21 protein-coding genes, 5 tRNA genes and 1 riboswitch are annotated in these 21,565 nt (G+C 40.8%); of the genes, 3 read left to right on the forward strand and 23 right to left on the reverse strand.

Going from position 1 to position 21,565, the window contains the following annotated elements:
- Positions 1–14 precede the first annotated feature (14 nt).
- The 13 genes from CSV74_RS08455 to CSV74_RS08515 form a co-directional block, all read right to left on the reverse strand.
- Positions 15–1,634 (reverse strand): diguanylate cyclase, encoded by a 1,620-nt coding sequence (locus CSV74_RS08455; RefSeq protein ID WP_099691342.1) that lies wholly within the window; start codon positions 1,632–1,634, stop codon positions 15–17.
- Between the two features lie 125 nt (positions 1,635–1,759).
- Positions 1,760–3,109, reverse strand: coding sequence for a phosphoglucosamine mutase (gene glmM / locus CSV74_RS08460; RefSeq protein ID WP_099669908.1), 1,350 nt, complete (start codon positions 3,107–3,109; stop codon positions 1,760–1,762).
- A gap of 52 nt (positions 3,110–3,161) precedes the next feature.
- Complete coding sequence (locus tag CSV74_RS08465; protein WP_099691343.1) at positions 3,162–4,142, reverse strand: CdaR family protein; 981 nt, start codon at positions 4,140–4,142, stop codon at positions 3,162–3,164.
- Positions 4,135–4,971, reverse strand: coding sequence for a diadenylate cyclase CdaA (gene cdaA / locus CSV74_RS08470; protein ID WP_029053226.1), 837 nt, complete (start codon positions 4,969–4,971; stop codon positions 4,135–4,137). Before cdaA ends, CSV74_RS08465 begins: the two co-directional genes overlap by 8 nt.
- Before the next feature lie 151 nt (positions 4,972–5,122).
- Positions 5,123–5,758: an anti-sigma factor family protein gene (locus CSV74_RS08475; protein WP_099691344.1), complete on the reverse strand. Its 636-nt coding sequence runs from the start codon at positions 5,756–5,758 to the stop codon at positions 5,123–5,125.
- A 12-nt stretch (positions 5,759–5,770) separates the two neighbouring features.
- Positions 5,771–6,334, reverse strand: a complete 564-nt coding sequence (gene sigW / locus CSV74_RS08480) for an RNA polymerase sigma factor SigW (protein ID WP_029053228.1) — start codon at positions 6,332–6,334, stop codon at positions 5,771–5,773.
- A 182-nt stretch (positions 6,335–6,516) separates the two neighbouring features.
- The gene (gene rocF / locus CSV74_RS08485) at positions 6,517–7,422 is read right to left on the reverse strand and encodes an arginase (RefSeq protein ID WP_099691345.1); all 906 of its coding nucleotides are present in this window, start codon (positions 7,420–7,422) and stop codon (positions 6,517–6,519) included.
- A 30-nt stretch (positions 7,423–7,452) separates the two neighbouring features.
- Positions 7,453–9,558, reverse strand: coding sequence for a sensor domain-containing protein (locus tag CSV74_RS08490; RefSeq protein ID WP_099691346.1), 2,106 nt, complete (start codon positions 9,556–9,558; stop codon positions 7,453–7,455).
- Positions 9,559–9,760: 202 nt separating this feature from the next.
- Positions 9,761–9,835 (reverse strand) — tRNA-Gln (locus tag CSV74_RS08495).
- A gap of 40 nt (positions 9,836–9,875) precedes the next feature.
- A tRNA-Tyr gene (locus tag CSV74_RS08500) sits at positions 9,876–9,960 on the reverse strand.
- A 211-nt stretch (positions 9,961–10,171) separates the two neighbouring features.
- Positions 10,172–10,246, reverse strand: a tRNA-Glu gene (locus tag CSV74_RS08505).
- Positions 10,247–10,259: 13 nt separating this feature from the next.
- A tRNA-Thr gene (locus CSV74_RS08510) sits at positions 10,260–10,335 on the reverse strand.
- Between the two features lie 8 nt (positions 10,336–10,343).
- Positions 10,344–10,418, reverse strand: a tRNA-Asn gene (locus CSV74_RS08515).
- 173 nt (positions 10,419–10,591) lie between these two features.
- On the opposite strand from CSV74_RS08515, the gene CSV74_RS08520 reads away from it, so the two are divergent.
- Positions 10,592–11,257 carry a polysaccharide deacetylase family protein gene (locus tag CSV74_RS08520; protein WP_099691347.1) on the forward strand — a complete coding sequence of 222 codons (666 nt, stop codon included), beginning with the start codon at positions 10,592–10,594 and terminating at the stop codon, positions 11,255–11,257.
- A gap of 27 nt (positions 11,258–11,284) precedes the next feature.
- On the opposite strand, the gene CSV74_RS08525 is transcribed toward CSV74_RS08520, so the two are convergent.
- Entirely contained in the window at positions 11,285–11,974 is a 690-nt protein-coding gene (locus CSV74_RS08525) for a KinB-signaling pathway activation protein (RefSeq protein ID WP_099691348.1), read from the reverse strand.
- 138 nt (positions 11,975–12,112) lie between these two features.
- Between CSV74_RS08525 and gerD the strand changes: the two genes are divergently transcribed.
- Positions 12,113–12,700: a spore germination lipoprotein GerD gene (gene gerD, locus CSV74_RS08530; RefSeq protein WP_029053232.1), complete on the forward strand. Its 588-nt coding sequence runs from the start codon at positions 12,113–12,115 to the stop codon at positions 12,698–12,700.
- Positions 12,701–12,722: 22 nt separating this feature from the next.
- Here the strand turns inward: gerD and CSV74_RS08535 are convergent, their stop codons facing one another.
- From CSV74_RS08535 to CSV74_RS08550, 4 genes are all read right to left on the reverse strand, one after another.
- Positions 12,723–13,781 (reverse strand): Mrp/NBP35 family ATP-binding protein, encoded by a 1,059-nt coding sequence (locus CSV74_RS08535; RefSeq protein ID WP_099691349.1) that lies wholly within the window; start codon positions 13,779–13,781, stop codon positions 12,723–12,725.
- Positions 13,782–13,857: 76 nt separating this feature from the next.
- A complete protein-coding gene (locus CSV74_RS08540) occupies positions 13,858–14,571 on the reverse strand; it encodes an N-acetylmuramoyl-L-alanine amidase (RefSeq protein WP_029053234.1) in 714 nt (237 codons plus the stop codon).
- A gap of 264 nt (positions 14,572–14,835) precedes the next feature.
- Positions 14,836–15,138 carry a rhodanese-like domain-containing protein gene (locus tag CSV74_RS08545; protein WP_099691350.1) on the reverse strand — a complete coding sequence of 101 codons (303 nt, stop codon included), beginning with the start codon at positions 15,136–15,138 and terminating at the stop codon, positions 14,836–14,838.
- A gap of 78 nt (positions 15,139–15,216) precedes the next feature.
- Positions 15,217–15,807: a hypothetical protein gene (locus CSV74_RS08550; RefSeq protein ID WP_099691351.1), complete on the reverse strand. Its 591-nt coding sequence runs from the start codon at positions 15,805–15,807 to the stop codon at positions 15,217–15,219.
- A 149-nt stretch (positions 15,808–15,956) separates the two neighbouring features.
- Here CSV74_RS08550 and hpaB point away from each other — a divergent pair, with 149 nt between their 5' ends.
- Positions 15,957–17,396 carry a 4-hydroxyphenylacetate 3-monooxygenase, oxygenase component gene (gene hpaB, locus CSV74_RS08555; RefSeq protein WP_099691352.1) on the forward strand — a complete coding sequence of 480 codons (1,440 nt, stop codon included), beginning with the start codon at positions 15,957–15,959 and terminating at the stop codon, positions 17,394–17,396.
- A 150-nt stretch (positions 17,397–17,546) separates the two neighbouring features.
- On the opposite strand, the gene CSV74_RS08560 is transcribed toward hpaB, so the two are convergent.
- The 5 genes from CSV74_RS08560 to ureG form a co-directional block, all read right to left on the reverse strand.
- Positions 17,547–17,846, reverse strand: coding sequence for a DUF3889 domain-containing protein (locus tag CSV74_RS08560; RefSeq protein WP_158231777.1), 300 nt, complete (start codon positions 17,844–17,846; stop codon positions 17,547–17,549).
- Between the two features lie 134 nt (positions 17,847–17,980).
- Positions 17,981–18,676: a thiaminase II gene (gene tenA, locus CSV74_RS08565; protein ID WP_099691353.1), complete on the reverse strand. Its 696-nt coding sequence runs from the start codon at positions 18,674–18,676 to the stop codon at positions 17,981–17,983.
- 89 nt (positions 18,677–18,765) lie between these two features.
- Positions 18,766–18,868, reverse strand: a riboswitch (TPP riboswitch).
- Positions 18,869–19,035: 167 nt separating this feature from the next.
- Complete coding sequence (locus tag CSV74_RS08570) at positions 19,036–19,473, reverse strand: YheE family protein (RefSeq protein WP_232321189.1); 438 nt, start codon at positions 19,471–19,473, stop codon at positions 19,036–19,038.
- A 629-nt stretch (positions 19,474–20,102) separates the two neighbouring features.
- Positions 20,103–20,927 carry an urease accessory protein UreD gene (locus tag CSV74_RS08575; protein WP_029053241.1) on the reverse strand — a complete coding sequence of 275 codons (825 nt, stop codon included), beginning with the start codon at positions 20,925–20,927 and terminating at the stop codon, positions 20,103–20,105.
- A complete protein-coding gene (gene ureG / locus CSV74_RS08580; protein WP_099691354.1) occupies positions 20,920–21,540 on the reverse strand; it encodes an urease accessory protein UreG in 621 nt (206 codons plus the stop codon). The genes CSV74_RS08575 and ureG overlap by 8 nt, the downstream gene beginning before the upstream one ends.
- Between the last annotated feature and the right edge of the window lie 25 nt (positions 21,541–21,565).

The raw sequence follows: 21,565 nt of genomic DNA on the forward strand, positions 1-21,565 counted from the left end.
GTGGGCATCTCCTTCTAATCTCTTTTATCAAATAACCGGTTAGCTAATTTATCGATTCTTCCGAGGACTTCTGAAGGTTGGAATGGCTTAATTATATAGTCGTCTGCTCCAAGCCAGAGTGCCGCCTTAATATCATTCGCACTTTTTCTAGCTGTCATCATGGATACCGTGACGTTTGTTTTGGAATGGTCACTCTTTAATCGACTTAATACTTCAAGACCGTCCATTTTTGGCATGACACCATCAAGTAGTACGATGAAATAGGCGTCAGGGCTATACCAGTCATCTTCAAGAAACGAAGGGCCATCAGCATATGTCTTCACTGTAATATCAATATCCGAAGACTTTAATTCCAGCAACGTTTGCTGAAGGATTTGCCTGATGAATGAGTCGTCGTCAACGATAATGACGATCAACTTTCTCTTTACTACTCGTTTTCTCTGGTCGTAAATCACAGTTTGATTTCGCCCTGAACGCTTTGCTTCATAAAGAGCCTGATCAGCAGCAGATATCAAGTTGGCAGTATTCCCTTCATATGTCGCACTGCCTGCCGAGAAGGTCACCTGAAACGTCCCTTCACCTGAAGTGAATATTGCGTCATTGAACTTTTCTCGAATTCGCTCAACAGCATGCACAGTATCTTCTGCTTTGATGTTATCAAATAATAAAGCAAACTCTTCCCCGCCATAACGGAATACATAATCACCTTCGAACTTTTCTTCTTTAATGATTTTGCCAAAACTCTGCAATACTTCATCGCCTGCAGGATGTCCATACAGATCATTTACTTGTTTAAAGTGATCCAAGTCTATTATGACCAGCGAAAAAACCGCTTCAGATTGATCGGCTTTTTTCGCCAATGTATTAATCGTCTCATCAAAGTAGCGTCGATTCCCAACACCCGTCAAACTATCTGTAATCATACTGCTACTGACCGCATGCTGACGCATTTGCCGATTGAACAAATAAGGAAAAAAGACATCCATATCAAAAGGTTTAGGTATCAAATCCATAGCGCCTCTACGATACGTTTCAATTAGCATTTCTTTTGTTACTTCTTCACTCGAGATGGCTAAAGTCGTATTTTTTTGTCGCGCGGGTTCTGCGATTTGATCCAACACCTCAAAGCCTGTCATATCAGGCAACTTTGCATCTATAATCACAATACTTGGTCTCATAGAGTAAAACTGTTCAATTCCACGCTTCCCATTCAATGAAATAATTACTTGAGCTCCAAGCTTCTCAAGCAGCTCTTTTAAATAGGATACGAACTCTAAGTCTTGATCAATAATTAGAACGAACGTTTCCTGGTCAAGACGATTGACGTAGCGATCAGGCAATTGAAATTCTTCTTTTTTCACAGCAACTGTATTATCAAAATGCGAACGAATACGATTCTTCAAATTTTCTAATGAAGAAACGGGTATTTTCTGATCGTTGGAAGACGTCAGAATCTCTAACTGTGACGTGCAAAAGAGAGACAACTGTTGTAATCCAATTGTCCCGGACGTTCCCTTCAATTTATGAAGAAAATAATATAACTCTCTTTCCGTTAAACTACCACGCGCTTTCCACTCTTCAAAGATATTCTCTGTTCGTTGTGCGAGCATATTTTGATATTTTTTTTGACTCACTTTTTTCCTCTCCGTTCAGCGAAAGCATTCCCAGCTCGGCCTGTACTTCTGATTCCCCGGTATTCTACTTCTATAAAAAAAGAGCTGGTAATATAGAGTTTCCCATTACCAGCTCAAACGCATATTTACTCTAGACCCATTTCTTCTTTTACTACTTGTGAAATCCGTTCTGCATAGTCTGCACACTGTGCTTCTGTTTCAGATTCGACCATTACGCGGACAAGAGGCTCCGTACCCGAAGGACGCACTAGTACTCTTCCCTGACCGTTCATTTCTTTCTCTACCTCGTTAATAACTCCGACAATACGCATATTATCCATGACCGCATATTTATCCATTACACGAATATTAATTAGTTTCTGTGGATACACTTTCATTTCACTAGCCAATTCCGATAATTTTTTACCAGTTTGCTGCATGATATTAACAAGTTGCAATGCCGTCAGTAAGCCATCACCCGTTGTATTGTAATCCATGAAGATAATGTGGCCTGATTGCTCACCACCAAGATTATAATGATTCTTACGCATCTCTTCTACAACGTACCGATCACCTACAGCTGTTTGAACACTCTTCATGCCAAATTCCTCTAGCGCTTTATAGAAGCCCAGATTACTCATCACAGTAGAGACAATAGTATCTGATTTTAATCTGCCTTTGCTATGTAAATATCGAGCTACGATGAACATAATTTGGTCACCGTCGACAATATTTCCTTTTTCATCAACTGCGATAAGACGATCGCCATCACCATCAAATGCTAGACCGATATCTGCACTCTTTTCTACTACAAGTGCTGCAAGTGTTTCAGGATGTGTAGATCCGACGCCATCATTGATATTCAAGCCGTTTGGAGAAGCACCCATTGTAGTCAAGTCTGCATCCAAGTCTGCAAATACATGGGTTGCCAAGACAGAAGTCGCTCCATGTGCGCAATCGAGCGCTACATGGATATTTTCGAAGTCCTCATCGACAATTTGTTTCAGGTATTGAATATATTTCTGACCGCCTTCGAAGTATTCCGTAATGGTTCCAACACTTCCACCTACCGGACGAGGTAATGTATCTTCTTCTGCATTTAATAATTTTTCGAATTCCTCTTCTTGTGCATCAGTTAATTTAAAGCCGGTATCTCCGAAGAACTTAATTCCATTATCCTCAACCGGATTATGTGATGCTGAAATCATAACGCCTGCTTGCGCGTTCATGACACGTGTTAAATAGGCTACGCCTGGTGTACTAATTACGCCTAACTTCATAACTTCCACACCAACAGATAATAGGCCTGCTATTAAGGCATTTTCAAGCATTAAACCAGAAATCCGTGTATCTCTTCCCACTAGCACTTCTGCTTTTTCTTCTGTATCTTTAGTGAATAAATATCCACCGATTCTGCCTAATTTAAATGCCAGTTCAGGTGTAAGTTCCTTGTTCGCTACACCTCTGACGCCATCTGTTCCAAAATACTGTGTCATGTTGTATTCTTCCTTTCGATCTGATCTTAGTAGATCACGTTTGGTACGAGCTTTACGATTCTTTACTATCATCTGTCTTTTTCGATACGTTAGAAGTTTCACCTGAAACTTTCACCTGAACTTTTAATTTGGCAGGTGTCACTTTAGTAATTCCTTCAGGTTTCTTTACATCTACTTCCACTTTTCCGGATTTAGTTATTTTAGTGATATCCAGTTCTACTGGAATTTCTTTGATTGCATCCACTGTACTCTTTGGTCCGTGAATGCGGACTGATTGACTCTCGGGTACAGCACTTTCAATAGTTATTCCAGTCGGTGATTGACCCTTTTGTTGCAACTTCAACGGAATTTCACGACTATATTCCTGAACATCCACTTTGACCGTGACTTCTTCCGGATCCAATGCAACGGAGAGCTTATTCAAGTCGCGATCTAATACGCGAACACGAGATTTTTGCTCAAAAGGTTTATCAAGGCTACCGTCACTTGTAATAGAAACTTTTACGAAACTAATCGCATCCACAACACTTTTCGCACCTGTAACATTAATCGAGGAAGGTTGGACTCCCATGCTTTTCACTTCATAGCCGTCTGCTAGCAATCTAGTATTCATCTCTGGATCGACACGAAATGATTGAGTTACCTTTTCCTCAATGTTAATAGTCACTGTTGCAGGGTCAAGTCGAACATCTAGTTTATCTGATAAATTTTCTGCTTGTATACGTACATTATGTTCACCGAGTGTCAAATTTTGCAAATCCAATTTCAATGTGAAATCCTTTAACAACTTAGTAGTCTGTACAATTTGGGCCGGCCCTTCAATTGTCATATTGACCATGTCAGGTACTCCGGTTACTACCAAATTCTCCGTATCGTAATATACTTCCACAGGTACATCTTGCATGAGATCAAACATATCGCCTATTGTATTACGACTAGATTGATCCTCAGCTTTTACTGATAAAAACAGCATAATGGCTAAAAAAAGAGCAGTCAGTCGTAAAAACCAGGGGCTATCCATGAATTTATCCATTTTTTCTCTTCCCCCACTTCCATAGAGAAGTATCTGTTTGTCCTGTTGTGTTACCGAACCAGGAAATACGTAATAGTTTTTCGAACTCCTCGATATCTAATTTACGATTGATTTCCCCTTCTACAGCTAGACTGATGGCACCGGTTTCTTCTGAAACAATGATGGTTACCGAATCAGTGACCTCACTGATACCAAGCGCAGCACGATGTCGTGTACCGAGCTCTTTGGAAATAAATGCACTTTCCGACAATGGTAAATAACAACCCGCAGCAGCAATACGGTTTTTCGTCACAATGACTGCACCGTCATGCAGTGGTGTGTTTGGAATGAAAATATTGATAAGAAGTTCGGAAGTAATATGTGAATTCATAGGGGTACCTGTTTCGATATATTCACTAAGACCTGTTTCTTTCTCAATTGTGATTAACGCACCAATTCGTCGCTTCGCCATATAGCTAACGGATTTGACGAATGCCTCAATCAAGCGGTCACGTTCTTCTTCCTCCTGCATAGCAGTCCGCGCAAAGAGCCTCCCCCGTCCTAGTTGCTCCAATGCTCTACGTAATTCAGGCTGGAATATGATGATTGCAGCCAAAAAACCGAATCGAAGTACTTCCTCCATCATCCATTGGAGGGTCTTCAAGCCGAGCCATTCCGTAATATAGCGACCGATTAAAATCACAAAAATACCTTTCAATAATTGAACAGCTTTTGTTCCTTTAATAATAGTAATTAATTTATAGAGTACGAACCAAACAAGAAGCACATCCACAATATTTTTCAGTATTTCTATTGGTGCTAATGTTGTTACTTGCTCCAAACCCGGCATGTGCTTCCCCTACCTTTTAAAAAATTCTTATACATCTAGTATAACATAATTCCCAACTAACATGCCCAACTAAAAGGTATTGAACATCTGAATGTAAATCAAAAAAGTGATGCGTAAGCTCGGAAGCCGCATCACTTTACAATCTATTTCGTCATTCATTTTCAAGCTTTTGTTCCTTCGACGCAGGAATAATATCTTTTGCAACAGATTTCATCTTATACCATAGCCAATCAAATATCTCATTGATTTCTTCACTTGATCCCGTTATAACGGCCGTTGAAGCCATATACTTGGAACCTTTAATGACTGTGACATTGCCATCCACTTCTCCTTCAATTCGAAGGTCCCCATTCTTCACGACTAGGTCTCCTACAACCGTTTCGCCTGCCGGTACAACCACCGTTTCCCCTTCAACAACTAAATTAGGCTGTTTTGTAAATGAAAACTGCTGCTCATTTTCAAAACTCGAGAAAAAAGATGCACTCATCAGTAGTAAAAACATCGCAGCCGCCACCATAAATGGATGCTGACGAAACCACTTATTCGGACCTTTCTTGATCATCTGTTTCGGCAATCTTGCCGTCACGCCATCAACAAATCCAGCGGGCGCTTCCACTACATCGACACCCTTAAATAAAGTAACAGTTTGCTCTAGTTCCTCAAATATTTCTCTACACTCTTCACATAACTTCAGATGGTCGTTCATAATCTGCTCTTCATCATTGGTGATTTCACCATCTAAAAACGCATGCATATAATGGACAACATGTTTAGGACATTTTTCCATGAATCCAACCTCCTACATACTACCCATTTGTTGTCGAAGCGCTTCTCTTCCTCGATGCACTCGTGTTTTTACCGTACCAAGTGGCATCTCCAAAATGTCGGCGATTTCCTGCAACTGTAGGTCTTCCATATATCGCAAAATAATAATCGTACGGTATTTATCGGGCAGCCTGTTTACTTCGTATTGAACACGATCTTTCATTTCCATCTTCTCTACTTCTTCTTCCGGTAACTGATGATCCGTTGCGATTTGCGAATACATATCCAAGCCTTCCGTTCCTGGCACCGTAGCATCCAAGTAGTAATCAGGTTTTTTCTTACGAATGCGGTCAATACATAAATTGGTCGCAATACGGTACAACCAAGTAGAAAATTTTCGCTTTTGATCATAGGTTTCCAAGTTTACATAGGCTCGCACAAAGGCTTCTTGTGCAATATCTTCCGCCTCTGCTGCATTGTTCAACATTCGGTAACATACTTGATATAGACGGTGCTGAAAATGGATGACGATTTCCTCAAAAGCTTCCTGATTACCATGTAAAACTTCTTTTACTCGTTTGTTAATTAATTCGTCCAATAGGCTTCACTCTCCGCTCCTATGCGGCTGTCCCTTTATATACGTTAGAAACTTCATTTAGTTTCACTTTTTTTATTTATTATGTCCATCTCTACTTTATCATTATTTCAGCTATCTGTGGTAGTAATTTCCTTAATAGAAAAAAGTGATCAAAACCCGCAGGCTTTAATCACTTCCACAAATTATAGTAGCTTTTCACCAAATAACGAACCCATCAGTCCAACTGCCACATCAGCCGTCTTATTGTACTCATCCAGTATAGGGTTTACCTCAACAAACTCCGCGGATGTAATGACATTTGCATCTTCTAGCAATTCCATCGCCAGATGACTTTCACGGTAGGTGATCCCACCTGGTACCGGTGTTCCAACTCCCGGGGTATACAACGGATCTAAACCGTCCAAGTCTAATGACAAATGAACACCATCTACTTGTCTTGAAGCAAAATATTTAAGCGTTTGCTGTATCACTGCTGACATACCATAACAATCAATTTCATGCATAGTAAACACTTTTACGCCTTTTTCTTTAATTAATTGTCGTTCACCAGGATCCACTGAGCGCGCTCCGATAATTACTACGTTTTCAGGATTGATTTTCGCTCCTTTATTATGCACATTCACTAATTGCTCATGTCCCAGCCCAATGCTGACCGCGAGTGGCATACCGTGGATATTTCCTGACGGAGAGGTTTCGCTTGTATTCATATCTGCATGCGCATCGTACCAAATAACACCAAGATTTGTATAGTGTTCCGCCAACCCTGCAAGTGTGCCTATTGCGATACTATGGTCTCCACCAAGCACTAATGGAAACTTCTTGTTCTTTACAATAGCCGAAACTGTCGCAGCAAGCTCTTCGGTCGCTTCTGTCACCTCTGTTAAATTCTTCAATCCCGCTTCATTACACGATAAATCGTGAACAGGAGAAACAGAAATATTACCTTCGTCCGTTACGTGATGACCCAAAGCTTGTAGACGCTCTATCGCTCCTGCATATCGAATTGCACTTGGTCCCATATCCACTCCACGTCGGCTCTGGCCAAGATCTACGGGCACTCCTATTAAAGAAATGTCTAGTTCGCGCATAACTAATCCTCCAACCTGATATTTATATTTTTAAGTAGAACCGTATTCTCTTATCTCTTTCGCGTTTTCTAGTGACATGGGTCGACCGTAATAATAGCCCTGACCTTCGCGGCACCCTAAGTTGTAGAGCATTTTTGCCTGCTCTGGTAATTCTATTCCTTCTGCCACTACGTTTAACCCTGCGGTATCAGCAAGAGTTACAATTGCTTTGATAATAGCTTGACTGTTCTCATTTTCCAATACATCCCTCACAAATGCCATATCAATTTTCAACGTATCGGCTGGGAGTTCTTTAATATAACTAAACGTACTATAACCGGTTCCGAAGTCGTCAATCGCAACAGTAATACCTTCACTTCGAAGTCTTTGAATGGATTCTTTCATACCTTCCGTATCGATAAATGAACTTTCTGTCAGTTCCAACTCTAGCATCTCAGGTGGTACATGGTATTCTTTAATAATATTCAAGACAGTGTCAACAAAGCCCTCTTCTTTCATTTGGACTGTGGAGACATTTACAGCGAATCGGCAGGTTTCACCAGCTGCCACCTCTATCTCTGCGCGCTTACACACTTCACGTAAAATCCATTCACCTAGCGGTACGATAATTTTTGTTTCCTCGGCTAGCGGAATGAATTTATTAGGAGGAATCACTCCTAAATCTGGATGATTCCAACGTACAAGCGCTTCTACGCCTGTCAATTCGCCAGTATCCAATAACACTTTCGGCTGATACTCAAGATAAAAGTGTTGTTGTTGCACACTTTTACGTAATTCATTTTCCAACAAAATTCGCTCTAACGACATCTTTGAAGTACCGGGCTTGTACAGTACAGTATCCCCGCCACCACGTATCTTGACCTTACTTAACGCCAATGTGGCTTTAGTGATCAAATCAGAAGGGTGATCGGCGTGTTCAGGATACATAGAAACACCACAACTTATAGACAATGTGTAGGTTTGTTTTCCAACTTGGATAGGCTTTTCTAAGAAAGTACGAATATCTTCCGCATGATTATAAAACTCTTCTGCGTCTAGCAATCCGGGTATGATGAAGGCAAATTCATCTCCCGCAATACGCGCTAACAGGCTTTCAGGACCTGTTCTCTCTTTCAGCCTTTCTCCAACCATCGCCAATAAATAGTCTCCTGCTTCATGCCCAAGTAAATCATTTGCATAGCGTAGTCGATCAATATTCATATGAACGAGAGCAAATATTTGCTTGCGGGTACGTGCTCTTTCAAATGCTAGCGCCATCTGTTCCCTAAATGAATTTCGATTCATTAAGGAAGTCAATGGGTCATTGTAGACAAGGTATTTGATTTTCTCGTCTGATTTCACACGTTCTGTGACATCACGCATGACGACTAGTAGTTTGTCTTCATATTCAACTGATTCCCTCACTTTATCAATCTTTGCCTCCATGAAGTGCAATCTATTTTTACTATCTAGAAAAGGATACTCCAAATTGAGTGCTTGGTACTGATATCTCCCAAATTGCAAAATTTTCTTTTCTACCTTTTGGCGGTTTTGCTTATAAATATATGAATAGAATGAATTGGAAAGTAGTTCGTCCACTGAATGCCCAAGAAGCTTCTGAAAGGATGGTGAAACATAGTAGAATTTCCCGTGCCGATCAATGACGGCAATATAGTCAGATGCATTATCTGTAATAATTTCGTAAAGATCTGCATTTTTTCGGATTTCTAGTTCCATTTTCTTTCTCTCGGAAATGTCATAGCGAATTGCGATATATTGATAGGGTTTTCCTTTATGATTTAAAAATGCGACGATCGTTGTGTCTACCCAGTAAGTTGTTCCATCCTTGGCACGATTACATATATCGCCACGCCAAGTCTTGCCCGCCCCAATCGTTGCCCACATCTCTTTAAAGAATGCTGCATCATGATGACCCGAGTTGACAATGCGTTGATTAGCACCAATTAATTCTTCTTTTGAGTATTTTGAAATTTTTTCGAAGTGTTCGTTGGCATATTGAATCGTTCCTTTTGAGTCGGTGATTGCGACGATAGCTGCCTGTTCTAATGTATAGGCAATATCACTAAGAACCTTTTGCAATTCTTTTTCACTACTAGACTCAACAAGTGCATTCATGCCGTTTAGAAATTCTTGCATAGCTATATCACAATCCCTATATCTGGTTATTTTTCGTCATGCATACAAGTTTAAATACCTATATGTGTTACAGATTATTATACATGATTATTCAAATTGTTCTATATATTTAAGTATTTTATTCAACAAAAAAACCCTCTATTTTTCAAAAAATAAAAGGTTTGTATATTTTAAATATAGAATTGTACGTACGTTAGTAAAATGGCTGGGGTAGCTGGATTCGAACCAACGAGTGACGGAGTCAAAGTCCGTTGCCTTACCGCTTGGCTATACCCCAACGAATAGCTGGTTATTCTTTTCTACAGGTAAAACAAACATGGTGGTGGGGGACGGATTCGAACCGCCGAACCCGGAGGGAGCGGATTTACAGTCCGCCGCGTTTAGCCACTTCGCTACCCCACCGTGTTAAAATTGCGATAAGCTTCGCATTGCTGCGTCAGGCTTCATTCGCTCAATCAGTCACGTACCTGAGTACGCTCCTTCTTTCTCTCACTTGCTTCCTTGCACTACTCGCTTCGCTTGCACAGGATGTGCTGACTTCGATGTTGCCACAGGATGTGGCGTTCTTAATTGAAGTACCTTCGCAATTGCTGCTTTACTTTTAAAAATTAAATGGTGACCCCTACGGGATTCGAACCCGTGATACCGCCGTGAAAGGGCGGTGTCTTAACCGCTTGACCAAGGGGCCATAAAAGTGTTCATGGAGCTTCCAGCCGGACTCGAACCGGCGACTTCTTCCTTACCATGGAAGCACTCTACCTGCTGAGCTATGGAAGCATAAAAAATGGCTCCGCAGGTAAGACTCGAACTTACGACCGATCGGTTAACAGCCGATTGCTCTACCACTGAGCTACTGCGGAATAATATTATATGTAGTACGTTTGACGACAAAAACCATTATAGCATGTTTGCTAACTCTCTGCAACAAATACTTTTAAATCACTCAAGCTTTTTTAATTATAGTGGGCTTAGTCATATACGTCAAGGGTTTTTCATACAATAGTTTAGACTTCACATAGTTAAGGAGATTGGCATGATCAAAAAACTTCTCTTCCTTCTTGTATTGACTGCACTATTCCTAGCTTTCATCCCTCAATTGGCCAAGCCTTCTTCTACCTTGAAGGCGGTTTTCCGATTGACCGAACAACCTGCAGTGATAGTGAAAGGTACACAAGGTTCGGCATTGACCATCAATATTTCATTCGGTGATAAAGAAGTGGAGGAACTTCTTGAAAAATTGTCGCAGCCCTATCCTTTATTATTTATCGATAGTGACTGGGCTTCACGCTTCCCTCATATTACAGAGCAAATTAAACAGCGTTCTCTACCTGTCGCATTACTCGGTACAGAGGGTCAACAGTATGAAAACGATCCCAATCTGTTGAGCGAGCAACTTCAAACGTTTGAAGAATTGTTTAGCAAGCGACCTCTTTGGTTCCGTACGACAGATGAAGAATTCCCCTTAGCGCTGCTGCAAGAATTAAGCGAAGCAGAAATCAACGCCCTTGGATCTACTGTCCAGTGGTCTGGCGGCGCATTACCGAAAGCTTCAAAGGGTGAAATTATTGCCGTTCCATATGCCCGTAACGAACACGTAGCTACAACTGAGATTCAGCGATTAATTGCCAGCCGTACTTTTCAATCCGTAGAGGACCTGTTATTTCGGTCAACTGTAAAAACAAAAAAAATTCCACAATAAAAAAACTGACGGGAGAAAAATCTCCTGTCAGTTTTTTTTGGATTTACCCGCTTGTTCCTTCGCATTTTTTCTTTCCGTTCTGCGTTGATCTAGCTTTTCTTTATCAACATCGGATTGTTTGTTGTATTTAGGCAATATTAATAACTGATACGCATTCACTGCGAGAAGCGGAAATAAAAGAATGGTTACCCATTCATCTTTGTTACCTGAAGTGACCATTAGTGCCGGTAACCATTCAAGCGTCGTGATCACAATCATGAAGAATAATGCTGAAATTAATGCATGTTTTTTTGTCCACTGTGCTTTAAAGTACGCTGTCACTACTGATACTGCAATTAAGGTGATGAGTAAGAAAATATACAAAAATGTACGACTTGTATCTTCTTTCGTTAATTGAAAACGGAAAAAGACTAAATCAAACAGTACCACTACTATGATCAGCATTTGCACCCAATTCCATAATGTTAGCGTACGGAATATATTTACGCCGAACTGATGGACGGTTAAGTAGGCGAAGAAGCCCATCTGCGCAATCACACTCATTGTAAATCCTAAGAAAATCATCCATAAAAAAGCACCAAGAAATTGCCATATCTCGCCTGCCTGTAAGTATCCATAGAAAAAATCCCAACGTACAATTAGACCGACAACCGCTGTGATTGCTCCGCCAATTGCCATTGCGCGTAAGAAAAATTTAACCCAATTTCGTATTGTCACAGTACTGTTCCCCTTTTTATCATGTCCATCCTAGTGTATCAACGATCGACAAAAAAATCTATTTCATTGAACGATTCATGCATATTCCTTCTTATATTGTGAACAATAAATGAAAATACAAGTGGAAGGTTGAGTGGAATGAAAAAATTTGCAGTTCTATTTCTATTCCTTCTATTCCTTACGGGTTGCAGCGGAGGTCATCAGGCGGCGCCAAGCTATGATGAGATGAAAAAGATGATGACGGATGCAATCCAAACGGAAGACGGAAAAAAAGCACTCCGTAAATTGATGACTGATCCTGAGTTCAGGGAGTTATTAGTACTTGAACAGCCCGAAGTCAAGCAGAGCATTGAGAATGTATTACTTTCTAAAGAAGGAGAACTTTTTTGGAAAACAACTTTTGAAGATCCTAAATTCACTGAATCCATCGCAAAAAGCATGAAAAAGCAACAAGCGGATATTATGAAAGATTTGATGGGAGATGCTTCTTTTCAAAAAGAAATGGAGAAGTTTTTTGGTCAACCAGACATGATGAAGCAAATGGAGAATATCGTGAATTCAGCAACGCTCAAGAAGGAAATGGAGAAGGCCATAGAGGATACAATCAATAGTCCTCTCATGCAAGCAAAGTGGCAAGAACTGATTATGAAGGCAGGAAAAGGTGCTGGTGAGGAATCCGCTAAGGGTGACGCTAAAGAAGAAAAAACAGACGAAGAAGGAAAATAATCCTTTCTTCGTCTGTTACATTTTACTTTTCTGTTTTTTTAATTACTGTATCGGCAACGTCTAAATAGATTTTTCCTATCGGATGATCTTCTGCGTAGACGGAAGGTGCAAAATCCGTTTCGTTCCAGTCAGGTTGGCCGAGAGGAATTTGTCCTAATAATTCCGTACGAAGTTCTTCAGAAAGACGAACACCGCCGCCTTGTCCAAAGACATACTCTTTCTCGCCTGTTGCTTGCGATGAGAACCAAGACATGTTTTCAATCACACCGAGTAACTCATGTTCAGTCTGTAATGCCATCGCCCCTGCACGTGCTGCAACGAATGCTGCAGTTGGGTGTGGAGTAGTAACGACAATTTCTTTAGATGCTGGAATCATTTGGTGAATATCAAGCGCCACGTCACCTGTTCCTGGTGGTAAGTCGAGCAATAAGTAATCCAACTCGCCCCAGTCCACGTCGCGGAAGAATTGATCCAACACTTTCCCAAGCATAGGTCCACGCCATACGACAGGTGCGTTGTCTTCAACAAAGAAGCCCATTGATATCACTTTGACACCAAAACGTTCTACTGGCATGATACGATCCTCCCGGACTTCAGGCATAGCTGTAATACCCATCATATCCGGAACACTGAATCCATAAATATCTGCATCAATCAAACCAACTTTTTTGCCGCGTCTAGCTAAAGCTACTGCTAAGTTGACAGAGACTGTAGATTTTCCTACACCGCCTTTACCAGATGCAATCGAGATAAACTCGATATTAGATAAAGGGGATAAGATATCTTGTGTTTCCGCTTCCGTAACTGTACCCCGGAATTGCTCTAACACTTCTTTAGGCAGCTCTTCAAATCGAATGCCCACCGAGTCGGCTCCTGCTTCTTTCAACGTTTCAACTATTTTTGATTGTAGCGTCAATTGCTCTCCGGTATTCACTTTCGCAATCGCGATTTTAACACTGACGTGTTCTTTTTCAGGTTTAATGGTTACACCCACAATACCATTCGTTTCTGCCAATGTTTTATGTAAAAACGGATCTTCCAATGCGCCAATCAGTTCACGGACTTGTTGTTCATTAATCACATTCAACACTCCTTACTGAATTCATTCACTCCCTTTCAGTATATCATATTCCCTATTCACTAAAACGTCATATGCTTCATTGTTCTTCAGCAAGTTGGTATTTCACAATTCCATCCACAATCGCTGCAGCCACTTTTTTCTGATATGATTTATTTGCCAATAGTTTTCTTTCCTCTGGATTGGACAGGAAGCCTGTTTCTACCAATACAGCTGGCACTGGTACTTTTTTCAATAAGTAGACCCCTGTGATTTTCATGGCTTCTCGCTCTGTATTTTTCAACTGATCACGCAATTCGTTTTGGATCGACGTCGCTAGTTGCTTACCCTCTGGATGGCCGCCTGGATGATAAAATACTTGTGCTCCTCTCCAGCGTTCTTCTGGAATTGCGTTAACGTGTACGCTGATAAACATGTCGGGCTTCGAATCGACGGCCATGCTTTCACGTAGTTTCAGGTCTGCGAACTTTCTACTTCTCAACGAGGTAAACTTCTCGGATGGTGCATGTTCCGCGACCGCATCGCCACTTTTCTCCCTCGTCATTTCTACAGTTGCCCCTTTTTTCTTTAATAGTTTACTCACTTCATGGGAGATGTTTAAAGTAATATCTTTTTCAATGAGTTCACCTGCTGAAGCACCCCCATCTTCCCCACCATGCCCAGGATCAATGAGGATGCTTACCCCACCAAGTTCTGAGGGCAGAAAGAAGCCACGATCAGATGCTTTGACGCCGTATAACACTCCACCTAACGAGAAAATTATTAGCAACCCTGCTACAAGCCACTTTTTCATACAGACACCGCCTTTTTCTTTCACTATACGCTTGGACTTTTGAGGTTATGTCTACGTAGTATATGAGAAGCTGTTTAGAGTAGGAGATAGTGAAGTGTACCATGGGCTTATGCTATGGATTTGTAAGAGTGAAGACACCGTTGCACTAGAGGTGCACGCACACTACGTAACTAGGTAGAAATGCGACACTCTACGGTGGAACGCATATATAAAAAGCTGTCGCAAGAAGTTTTTCACTTCTTACGACAGCTTTGGTTTCGCTTATTATTTTGTTTCGCCTTCCCATGCTAACATGCCGCCCACCATGTTTGTTACATCGAATCCTTCGTCTGCCATAAGCTCCTGCGCACGGCCACTTCTGCCGCCTGAACGGCATACGAGAATGTAAGGTGTTTCAGCATTTAAGTCATGCATTACAACGGGTAGGTTGCCAAGTGCGATGTGTTGTGCACCCGGAATGATGCCTTCTGCTATTTCGTCATCTTCACGTACATCGATGATATTGAGCTCTTTACCGCTTTCTAGTTGCTCTTGCACTTCTTTTGCAGTTAATTCTTTTAAAGTCATGAATGATATCCTCCAAAGTGTTTAATGTACCCTTATTCTATCTTGCTGAGTTAAGCATTGTCTATTGAAATGAACTAATTAGTGTTGTTGTAATTCTTTCATAGTATGCCCTCGGTTTTCCCATAATCTGGTCGTGTCCGCCAATTCAACAATCGCAGGGATATAGCGCTCGGATTCTTTAATAGGCAGTTCCAGTCCGGATACAAATAATGAAAGTTCCATCATGAAGTCGCCGCCACTTACTTGCAAATTATATACTAGTTCAGAGACTTCTTCCTCTACATTCAATTGATCGCCGAAGTCTTCTCTTAACATATTCTTTACTTTTACCTGCTCTCGCGTTTCTTGAAAGTACTCTTCATCAATGAATCGCAGTAATTCTTCTTTTCCAGGTATGTAATATGGCTTTCCAGCTGCATTTCGTTTTAGGTTGTCCTTTTCATCCTCTTCGCTAGTCGCTTCAGCTACAAATTCGTTTGATTGAATATAAACGAAGCTCTCCTCTAGTTTTTCTTTCACTTGCTCTGATTGCAAAAATCTTTCCACTTCATCCAATGAAATCTCTTCTTTGTTTTGATTATTGTAGATCTCAACCACTTTTTCAACAGGCACAATCCCATATAGATTTGTGCACGCCACGATATACTTCATTACCAATTCTTCATTCATTATATACACGCCTTTCACTTATCCGGATAAATTCCCTATGTACTCTTTCTGTATTGTATCAAAACTATTGTTCAGTACGAGAACTATTTTGATCATTCAAGACGATGTCATAATATACTATACCAACTAGAAAAATCAGGAGGAATAGTATGGGTGCTATAAACGGCAAGGAGTTTGTACGTAGAATGAATGAGCAAAACGCGGAGATTTGGCTGGATGGGCAACAATTGAAAGGACCTATCTCTGAACACCCCGCTTTTAAAGGGCTTATCGAAACGAAGGCTTCCCTATATGATTTACAACTGTCACCTGCACATAGATCTCTTATGACATATGTTTCGCCAGTCACAAATGAGCGAATTGGAATTTCTTACTTACAACCTAAGACCAAAACAGATTTGCAGAATCGCAGAGTCATGACAGAAGAATGGGCAAGACTTTCTTGCGGCTTACTTGGTAGAAGTCCCGATTACCTTAATACGGTAATCATGAGCTTTGCCTCTTCTTCGCCTCACTTGCTCGGCAAGGAAAACTGCTTTCCCGAACATATTCAAGCGCTGTATGAACGAGCACGAGAAGAGGACCTATCTTTTACTCACACCTTCATCACACCGCAGACTAATCGATCTCAAAGTGCCTTTAATATGTCAGATGAACCAGTCTCTGCGAAGATTGTAGGTAAGACATCGAAAGGACTTATCATTAAAGGAGCTAAGCTACTTGCAACACAGGGCGGCGTGACAGATGAAGTATTGGTATTTAGCACGCCTTCATTTCTTGGGGATCCTGATGAAGCTTTCGCCTTTTCCATTCCCTCCGGAACAGAAGGTTTGCGTTTTCTTTGTAGAGAATCATTTGTAGGAGGGAGTTCCACATTTAATTACCCACTGAGTTCAAGGTTTGAAGAGATGGATGCTGTAGTGGTTTTCGATAATGTTCTCGTCCCATGGGAGCGTGTATTCTTTCATCACAATGCCGAAGTAGCTTCAGAGTTTTTTTCCATGAGTTCGTTCCATCCATTCGCCACACATCAAGTCATTACGAGACAGATCGTCAAAACGGAGTTCATGCTGAATTTAGCAGAGCAGCTCGTTCAAACGATTAATATAGCGGAATATCTCCACATTCAAGAAAAACTGTCTGAAATAATTATTGGACTCGAAACAATGAAAGCACTGCGAGATAAATCGGAAGCTGATGCAGCACTCGATCAATGGGGGTATATGTGTCCAAGTGCAATACCACTTCAAGTAGCCAGCAATGTTTTCCCGAAAGTCTACCCGCGTTTCAGTGAGATCATTCAGCTAATCGGAGCAAGTGGAATGATTGCGTTACCCACCGATAAGGATTTCCATTCGGCTATTCAACCTGATCTCGCAAAGTACCTGCAAGGAGCTACAAAAACCGCGGTAGAACGTGTACAACTGTTTCGTTTGGCTTGGGATTTGACGATGAGTTCGTTCGGCACAAGACAAACACAATATGAACGGTATTTTTTCGGAGATCCGGTTCGCTTATCAGGTCATCTATACCGATCCTATCCGAAAGACGCGGGGCAAGAAATGATACGCGGTTTACTTTCCGATTAAATAAGAAGTCTGCAATTCACCTAAACTATTCGGATGCATGTCTACACAAGTGGTTCACCAACGACATCAAGACTTACATTTTCTTTTATCAAAAAGCTCCCGAATAAAACAACTCCCCTAGGCCATGTTAGATGGCATAGGGGTGTTGTTTTAATTAATAGGTATTTCTTGAAAATCGATGCGAATAAATTTACCCGTTTCTGCTGAATAGGTGACAGTCACTAGCACACCGAATTCCCGTTCTTCCTCTTTTAACCAAAGCTGGAACTTTTCCGTGTTTGTAACTTTCTTTGAGTCAGTTGCGATATGCAAATAATCCTTGATATCTGCATGAGGATACTTGAGCATCGTTTGCTTGATAGCAAGCCTTGACCATTTGGCGTATGCCGGTACTTCCACTTTACTAAGTGCAGCAACTGGCGCATCACTAGTGCCCGACCCACTTGTCAATAAAACTCCAAGTGCCAAGCCTATTTTCGCAAAGATGGCGCACACCTCCTTTTAAGAATAGCATGCGCTGATTATAACCATTCAATTCTAAATAAAAAAACATCCAACTAAAATAGTTAGATGTCTCTTGTATATTAAATTTTTATTGTCTGTTCTTCCTTCACACCAGGCCACATTTGTTTCGTATACGCCATGTCCCAGAACATATACTCATAACGAGTCGTATTAAGGAAAATCTCCTCTAACTTCGCTAATTCCGATTCAGGCTTACCTTTTGCTGTTTCATCCATTAAGTCTAAGCACCAAGTAGCCAACTCCCCGAAGTCTTCCGATGAATACATGCGAATCCAGTCACCGTACAACGGATGATCCAACGCACCTGGCAACTCAGAAAGCTCTTTGCCGATCTCCCAGTAGCTCCACGCACACGGCAATAATGCAGCGACTACTTCCGCTAAAGAACCGTTTTGACTAACATGCAACATATAGTGCGTATACGCTAGGACAATGGGTGACGGCTTGGCATTCTCTAGCTCTTCTTCTGTAATACCAAAGCGAGCTGCATACTTACGATGTAGATCCATTTCCGTGTTTAGTGTACCGTTAAGTAACGCTGCAAATTTCCCCATCATCTCTACATCGGTAGCCTTCATCGTGCCTACAGCAAACACTTTCGCGTAGTCAATTAAATACAAATAGTCTTGCACCATATAAAATCGAAACTTCTCCTCATCCAACGTACCATTTCCAATTTCTTGGACAAATGGATGACTATGATTCTGTCTCCAAATTGGTAATGTCTTCTCTAATAAGCGCTCAGTGAACTTCATGTATACTCTCCCCTTTTACGTAGTAAATGAAAAAACCACTTCTTGACCAGAAGTGGCGGAGAGACATCACAGAGCCAGAAATAAGCTACGTAACATCTGCACCACTTCCTTACGCCGGTATGAACCGGATCAAGTTAAAGGGTTAAAGCAATATGCTTCTCTCAGCTCCACAGAGCACCCCTAGCGGTAACAACTATTTCATTTGTATATCCATTATAGGCATATCTTGTCAGAAAAGTCAAACGAATTAAGATTATAAACGGCCCAACATACAACACAGTGAATGGCAACAGTCCTCAAGTTGATGGCATTTAACCGAATAAGTTTATTTTTAGTGAGAGTCACGCAGTTTCAAATCTTTATTCTAGATGTTCTTTAAGCTTTTTCTGAACATCTTCTTCTATTTTTTTCACGCGCTCTTCTTTTAGTTTACGTCTTGGTTTAGGATGAAACCATTCGATTTCACCGTTAATAAATGTTCCTTTAAACTCTTCACCCTGGATCTTTAATTTAAATAACTGAAGTGGCCGAGTTTGATTTCTGCTAATCGAACGTTCGATTTCAATATCATCTGCTTCATTTCGAATCCCTTGCTCAGATAACAATTCCAACACTTTATTCTCTATGGCAATTACCTCTTCTTCACCGACGTCTTGCTTCGGATGTGGATGAAGCCATTGGATTTCACCATCATGATAGTCACCCTTATAATTACGACCTTCTATGATGAGCTTAAACTGAATTCGCTCGTACTGCCTGTCTTCAAAAACTTTTTCCGCTTCAAAGTCGTCTACCACAGGAAACACCTCCAAAAATAGTAACAAGTCTCTTTTTTATAGAATAATTCATCTTACTTCATCCATCACTACTAATTCAAGCTATTTGGCACAAAGTTAGATTTTTCCATCGTTCAAGTTTACTTATAAGGATCCTTTTCAAATATAAATAAAATTTACATATATCTAAGCAATAAGTTGTTGTCAAACCAATCACTGTTCTAAGGCACTTGTTATAAACGCAAAATTCAGTGGAAAAATGATGTTCACGGCCAGATTAAAAGCCGTTCAGTCTATTGCCCCTTTGCTCATTACAAGTCAGCATGCCAAATTCACACTTGGGTAACGGTCTTTTTAAAGACATTCATAATAAGCACGAATGTTGAGCCTATACACCTAAAACACCTGTAATTCCACTTGGATTGACGACTGGTTCCAGCCTATAAAGTGTTATTACTCATATGTTTAATGATACCCTAATTTCTGTGTTTCAATCATTTGAAATGACACTCTAACTATTTTATTGGACTGGTATCTAAGCTGTTCGAACACACTCCAATGCGCGAACTACTAATCATATAATAATTTATATATAAACAGCAAAATTAACAGGAAAAGCCCAACAACTCTTTAGAATTGTCGGGCCCTGTCTAGTACTTCCTTAAAAAACTTGGTTTTGTTTGATACCATTCGTCGCTAATCACGTGATGGCACACTGAAATAATTCGTTCTATGACCTGTGTATAGTTTGCTAATATACGGATGGTGAAGCCAGGAACAGCAAGTTTAGATAATCCAAATGTAAATTCTCCAGCCTCTTGTTGAATCGTTTCATACAATCGATCCAATAAAGCATCGCTTGTCTTTTCTCCAACGACAATTAAGGAACCTAAATGTGTGTATCCTTCCATAAAACCTAACTCATTCATATGCTGAGATGCTGGATGAAGTTTAATATGGTCAAAGGCAACAAGTTGATTTTCCATATAAATCTCCGTTTTCAAACGGAGCATATCGTAGCTGAACTTTTCTCCTTCCGGCGACCATCCGGGAGTCAGTATATCGGAATATAGCAATGTTGCGCCTTTTTCCATGTATATACTGTTTTTTTGATAACAACTGGCATCTTTGTATGCAATAAGTGCATCCGGCAAGTACTCTAGATAACTGTCTTTTTTCATATGAAAGATCGTCTCTTGGTACACTGGCTTGGTGGGCGTTCTATATACTTTCGTCGACGACTGGGTCGTCAACGTCAGCATCGCTCGTTCACCAAGCGTGACTTTCATTTGATACCGATCTCCATCTAAATAGCCACCGCCAGGATTTAATAAATAATAGCATGGATAACTATTCTTATTGAAATAGACAGGGCGCATCACTTTAAATGCACCCTGGAAGTAGACACTTTTTGCCACGGAGCGTCCTAAGCGGTTTTCCATGACAAGGTCAAGAACGCCTGTCCATTCAGACATCTTGTCCTAGTCCTTTTAACAAAGCATGTTTCCTGACCCACTCTACTACTTCATCTAGCCCTTGATCGTCTTTTAAATTAGTGAAAAAGAAAGGCTTATTTCCTCGGAATACTTTTGTGTCAGACTCCATGACTTCAAGACTTGCCCCGACATATGGCGCCAAATCTGTTTTGTTTATAATAAACAAGTCAGATTTAATCATTCCTTGTCCGCCTTTGCGCGGGATTTTTTCACCCTGCGCCACGTCAATTATATAAATGGAAAAGTCTACGAGTTCCGGACTGAATGTAGCCGCTAGATTATCGCCGCCACTCTCTACAAAAATCAACTCTACGTCGGGATGCTTTTCCTGCAATTCATTAATCGCCGCAAAGTTCATCGATGCATCTTCCCGAATTGCCGTATGTGGACAGCCTCCTGTTTCCACCCCGACAATGCGGTCTTCTGGAAGAATACCGTTGGCAACTAAAAACTTGGCATCTTCTTTCGTATATATATCATTTGTAATGACAGCCATACTTACTTCGCCCTCTAAAGCGCGTGTAATCTTTTCGACCAGCATAGTTTTTCCTGCACCAACTGGTCCACCAACACCTATTTTAATTGGTCCCATTCTAAGCACATCCTTATTCTCAATT

Source organism: Sporosarcina sp. P19, assembly GCF_002743165.1.
Classification (GTDB): domain Bacteria; phylum Bacillota; class Bacilli; order Bacillales_A; family Planococcaceae; genus Sporosarcina; species Sporosarcina ureae.

What these genes read in the sequence shown, in the direction of transcription:
- glmM (WP_099669908.1), bottom strand. Translation starts at nt 3,109, where the DNA reads ATGACACAGTATTTTGGAACAGATGGCGTCAGAGGTGTAGCGAACAAG.
- CSV74_RS08465 (WP_099691343.1), bottom strand. Translation starts at nt 4,142, where the DNA reads ATGGATAAATTCATGGATAGCCCCTGGTTTTTACGACTGACTGCTCTT.
- cdaA (WP_029053226.1), bottom strand. Translation starts at nt 4,971, where the DNA reads ATGCCGGGTTTGGAGCAAGTAACAACATTAGCACCAATAGAAATACTG.
- CSV74_RS08475 (WP_099691344.1), bottom strand. Translation starts at nt 5,758, where the DNA reads ATGGAAAAATGTCCTAAACATGTTGTCCATTATATGCATGCGTTTTTA.
- rocF (WP_099691345.1), bottom strand. Translation starts at nt 7,422, where the DNA reads ATGCGCGAACTAGACATTTCTTTAATAGGAGTGCCCGTAGATCTTGGC.
- CSV74_RS08490 (WP_099691346.1), bottom strand. Translation starts at nt 9,558, where the DNA reads ATGCAAGAATTTCTAAACGGCATGAATGCACTTGTTGAGTCTAGTAGT.
- CSV74_RS08520 (WP_099691347.1), top strand. Translation starts at nt 10,592, where the DNA reads ATGATCAAAAAACTTCTCTTCCTTCTTGTATTGACTGCACTATTCCTA.
- gerD (WP_029053232.1), top strand. Translation starts at nt 12,113, where the DNA reads ATGAAAAAATTTGCAGTTCTATTTCTATTCCTTCTATTCCTTACGGGT.
- CSV74_RS08540 (WP_029053234.1), bottom strand. Translation starts at nt 14,571, where the DNA reads ATGAAAAAGTGGCTTGTAGCAGGGTTGCTAATAATTTTCTCGTTAGGT.
- CSV74_RS08545 (WP_099691350.1), bottom strand. Translation starts at nt 15,138, where the DNA reads ATGACTTTAAAAGAATTAACTGCAAAAGAAGTGCAAGAGCAACTAGAA.
- CSV74_RS08550 (WP_099691351.1), bottom strand. Translation starts at nt 15,807, where the DNA reads ATGAATGAAGAATTGGTAATGAAGTATATCGTGGCGTGCACAAATCTA.
- hpaB (WP_099691352.1), top strand. Translation starts at nt 15,957, where the DNA reads ATGGGTGCTATAAACGGCAAGGAGTTTGTACGTAGAATGAATGAGCAA.
- tenA (WP_099691353.1), bottom strand. Translation starts at nt 18,676, where the DNA reads ATGAAGTTCACTGAGCGCTTATTAGAGAAGACATTACCAATTTGGAGA.
- CSV74_RS08575 (WP_029053241.1), bottom strand. Translation starts at nt 20,927, where the DNA reads ATGTCTGAATGGACAGGCGTTCTTGACCTTGTCATGGAAAACCGCTTA.
- ureG (WP_099691354.1), bottom strand. Translation starts at nt 21,540, where the DNA reads ATGGGACCAATTAAAATAGGTGTTGGTGGACCAGTTGGTGCAGGAAAA.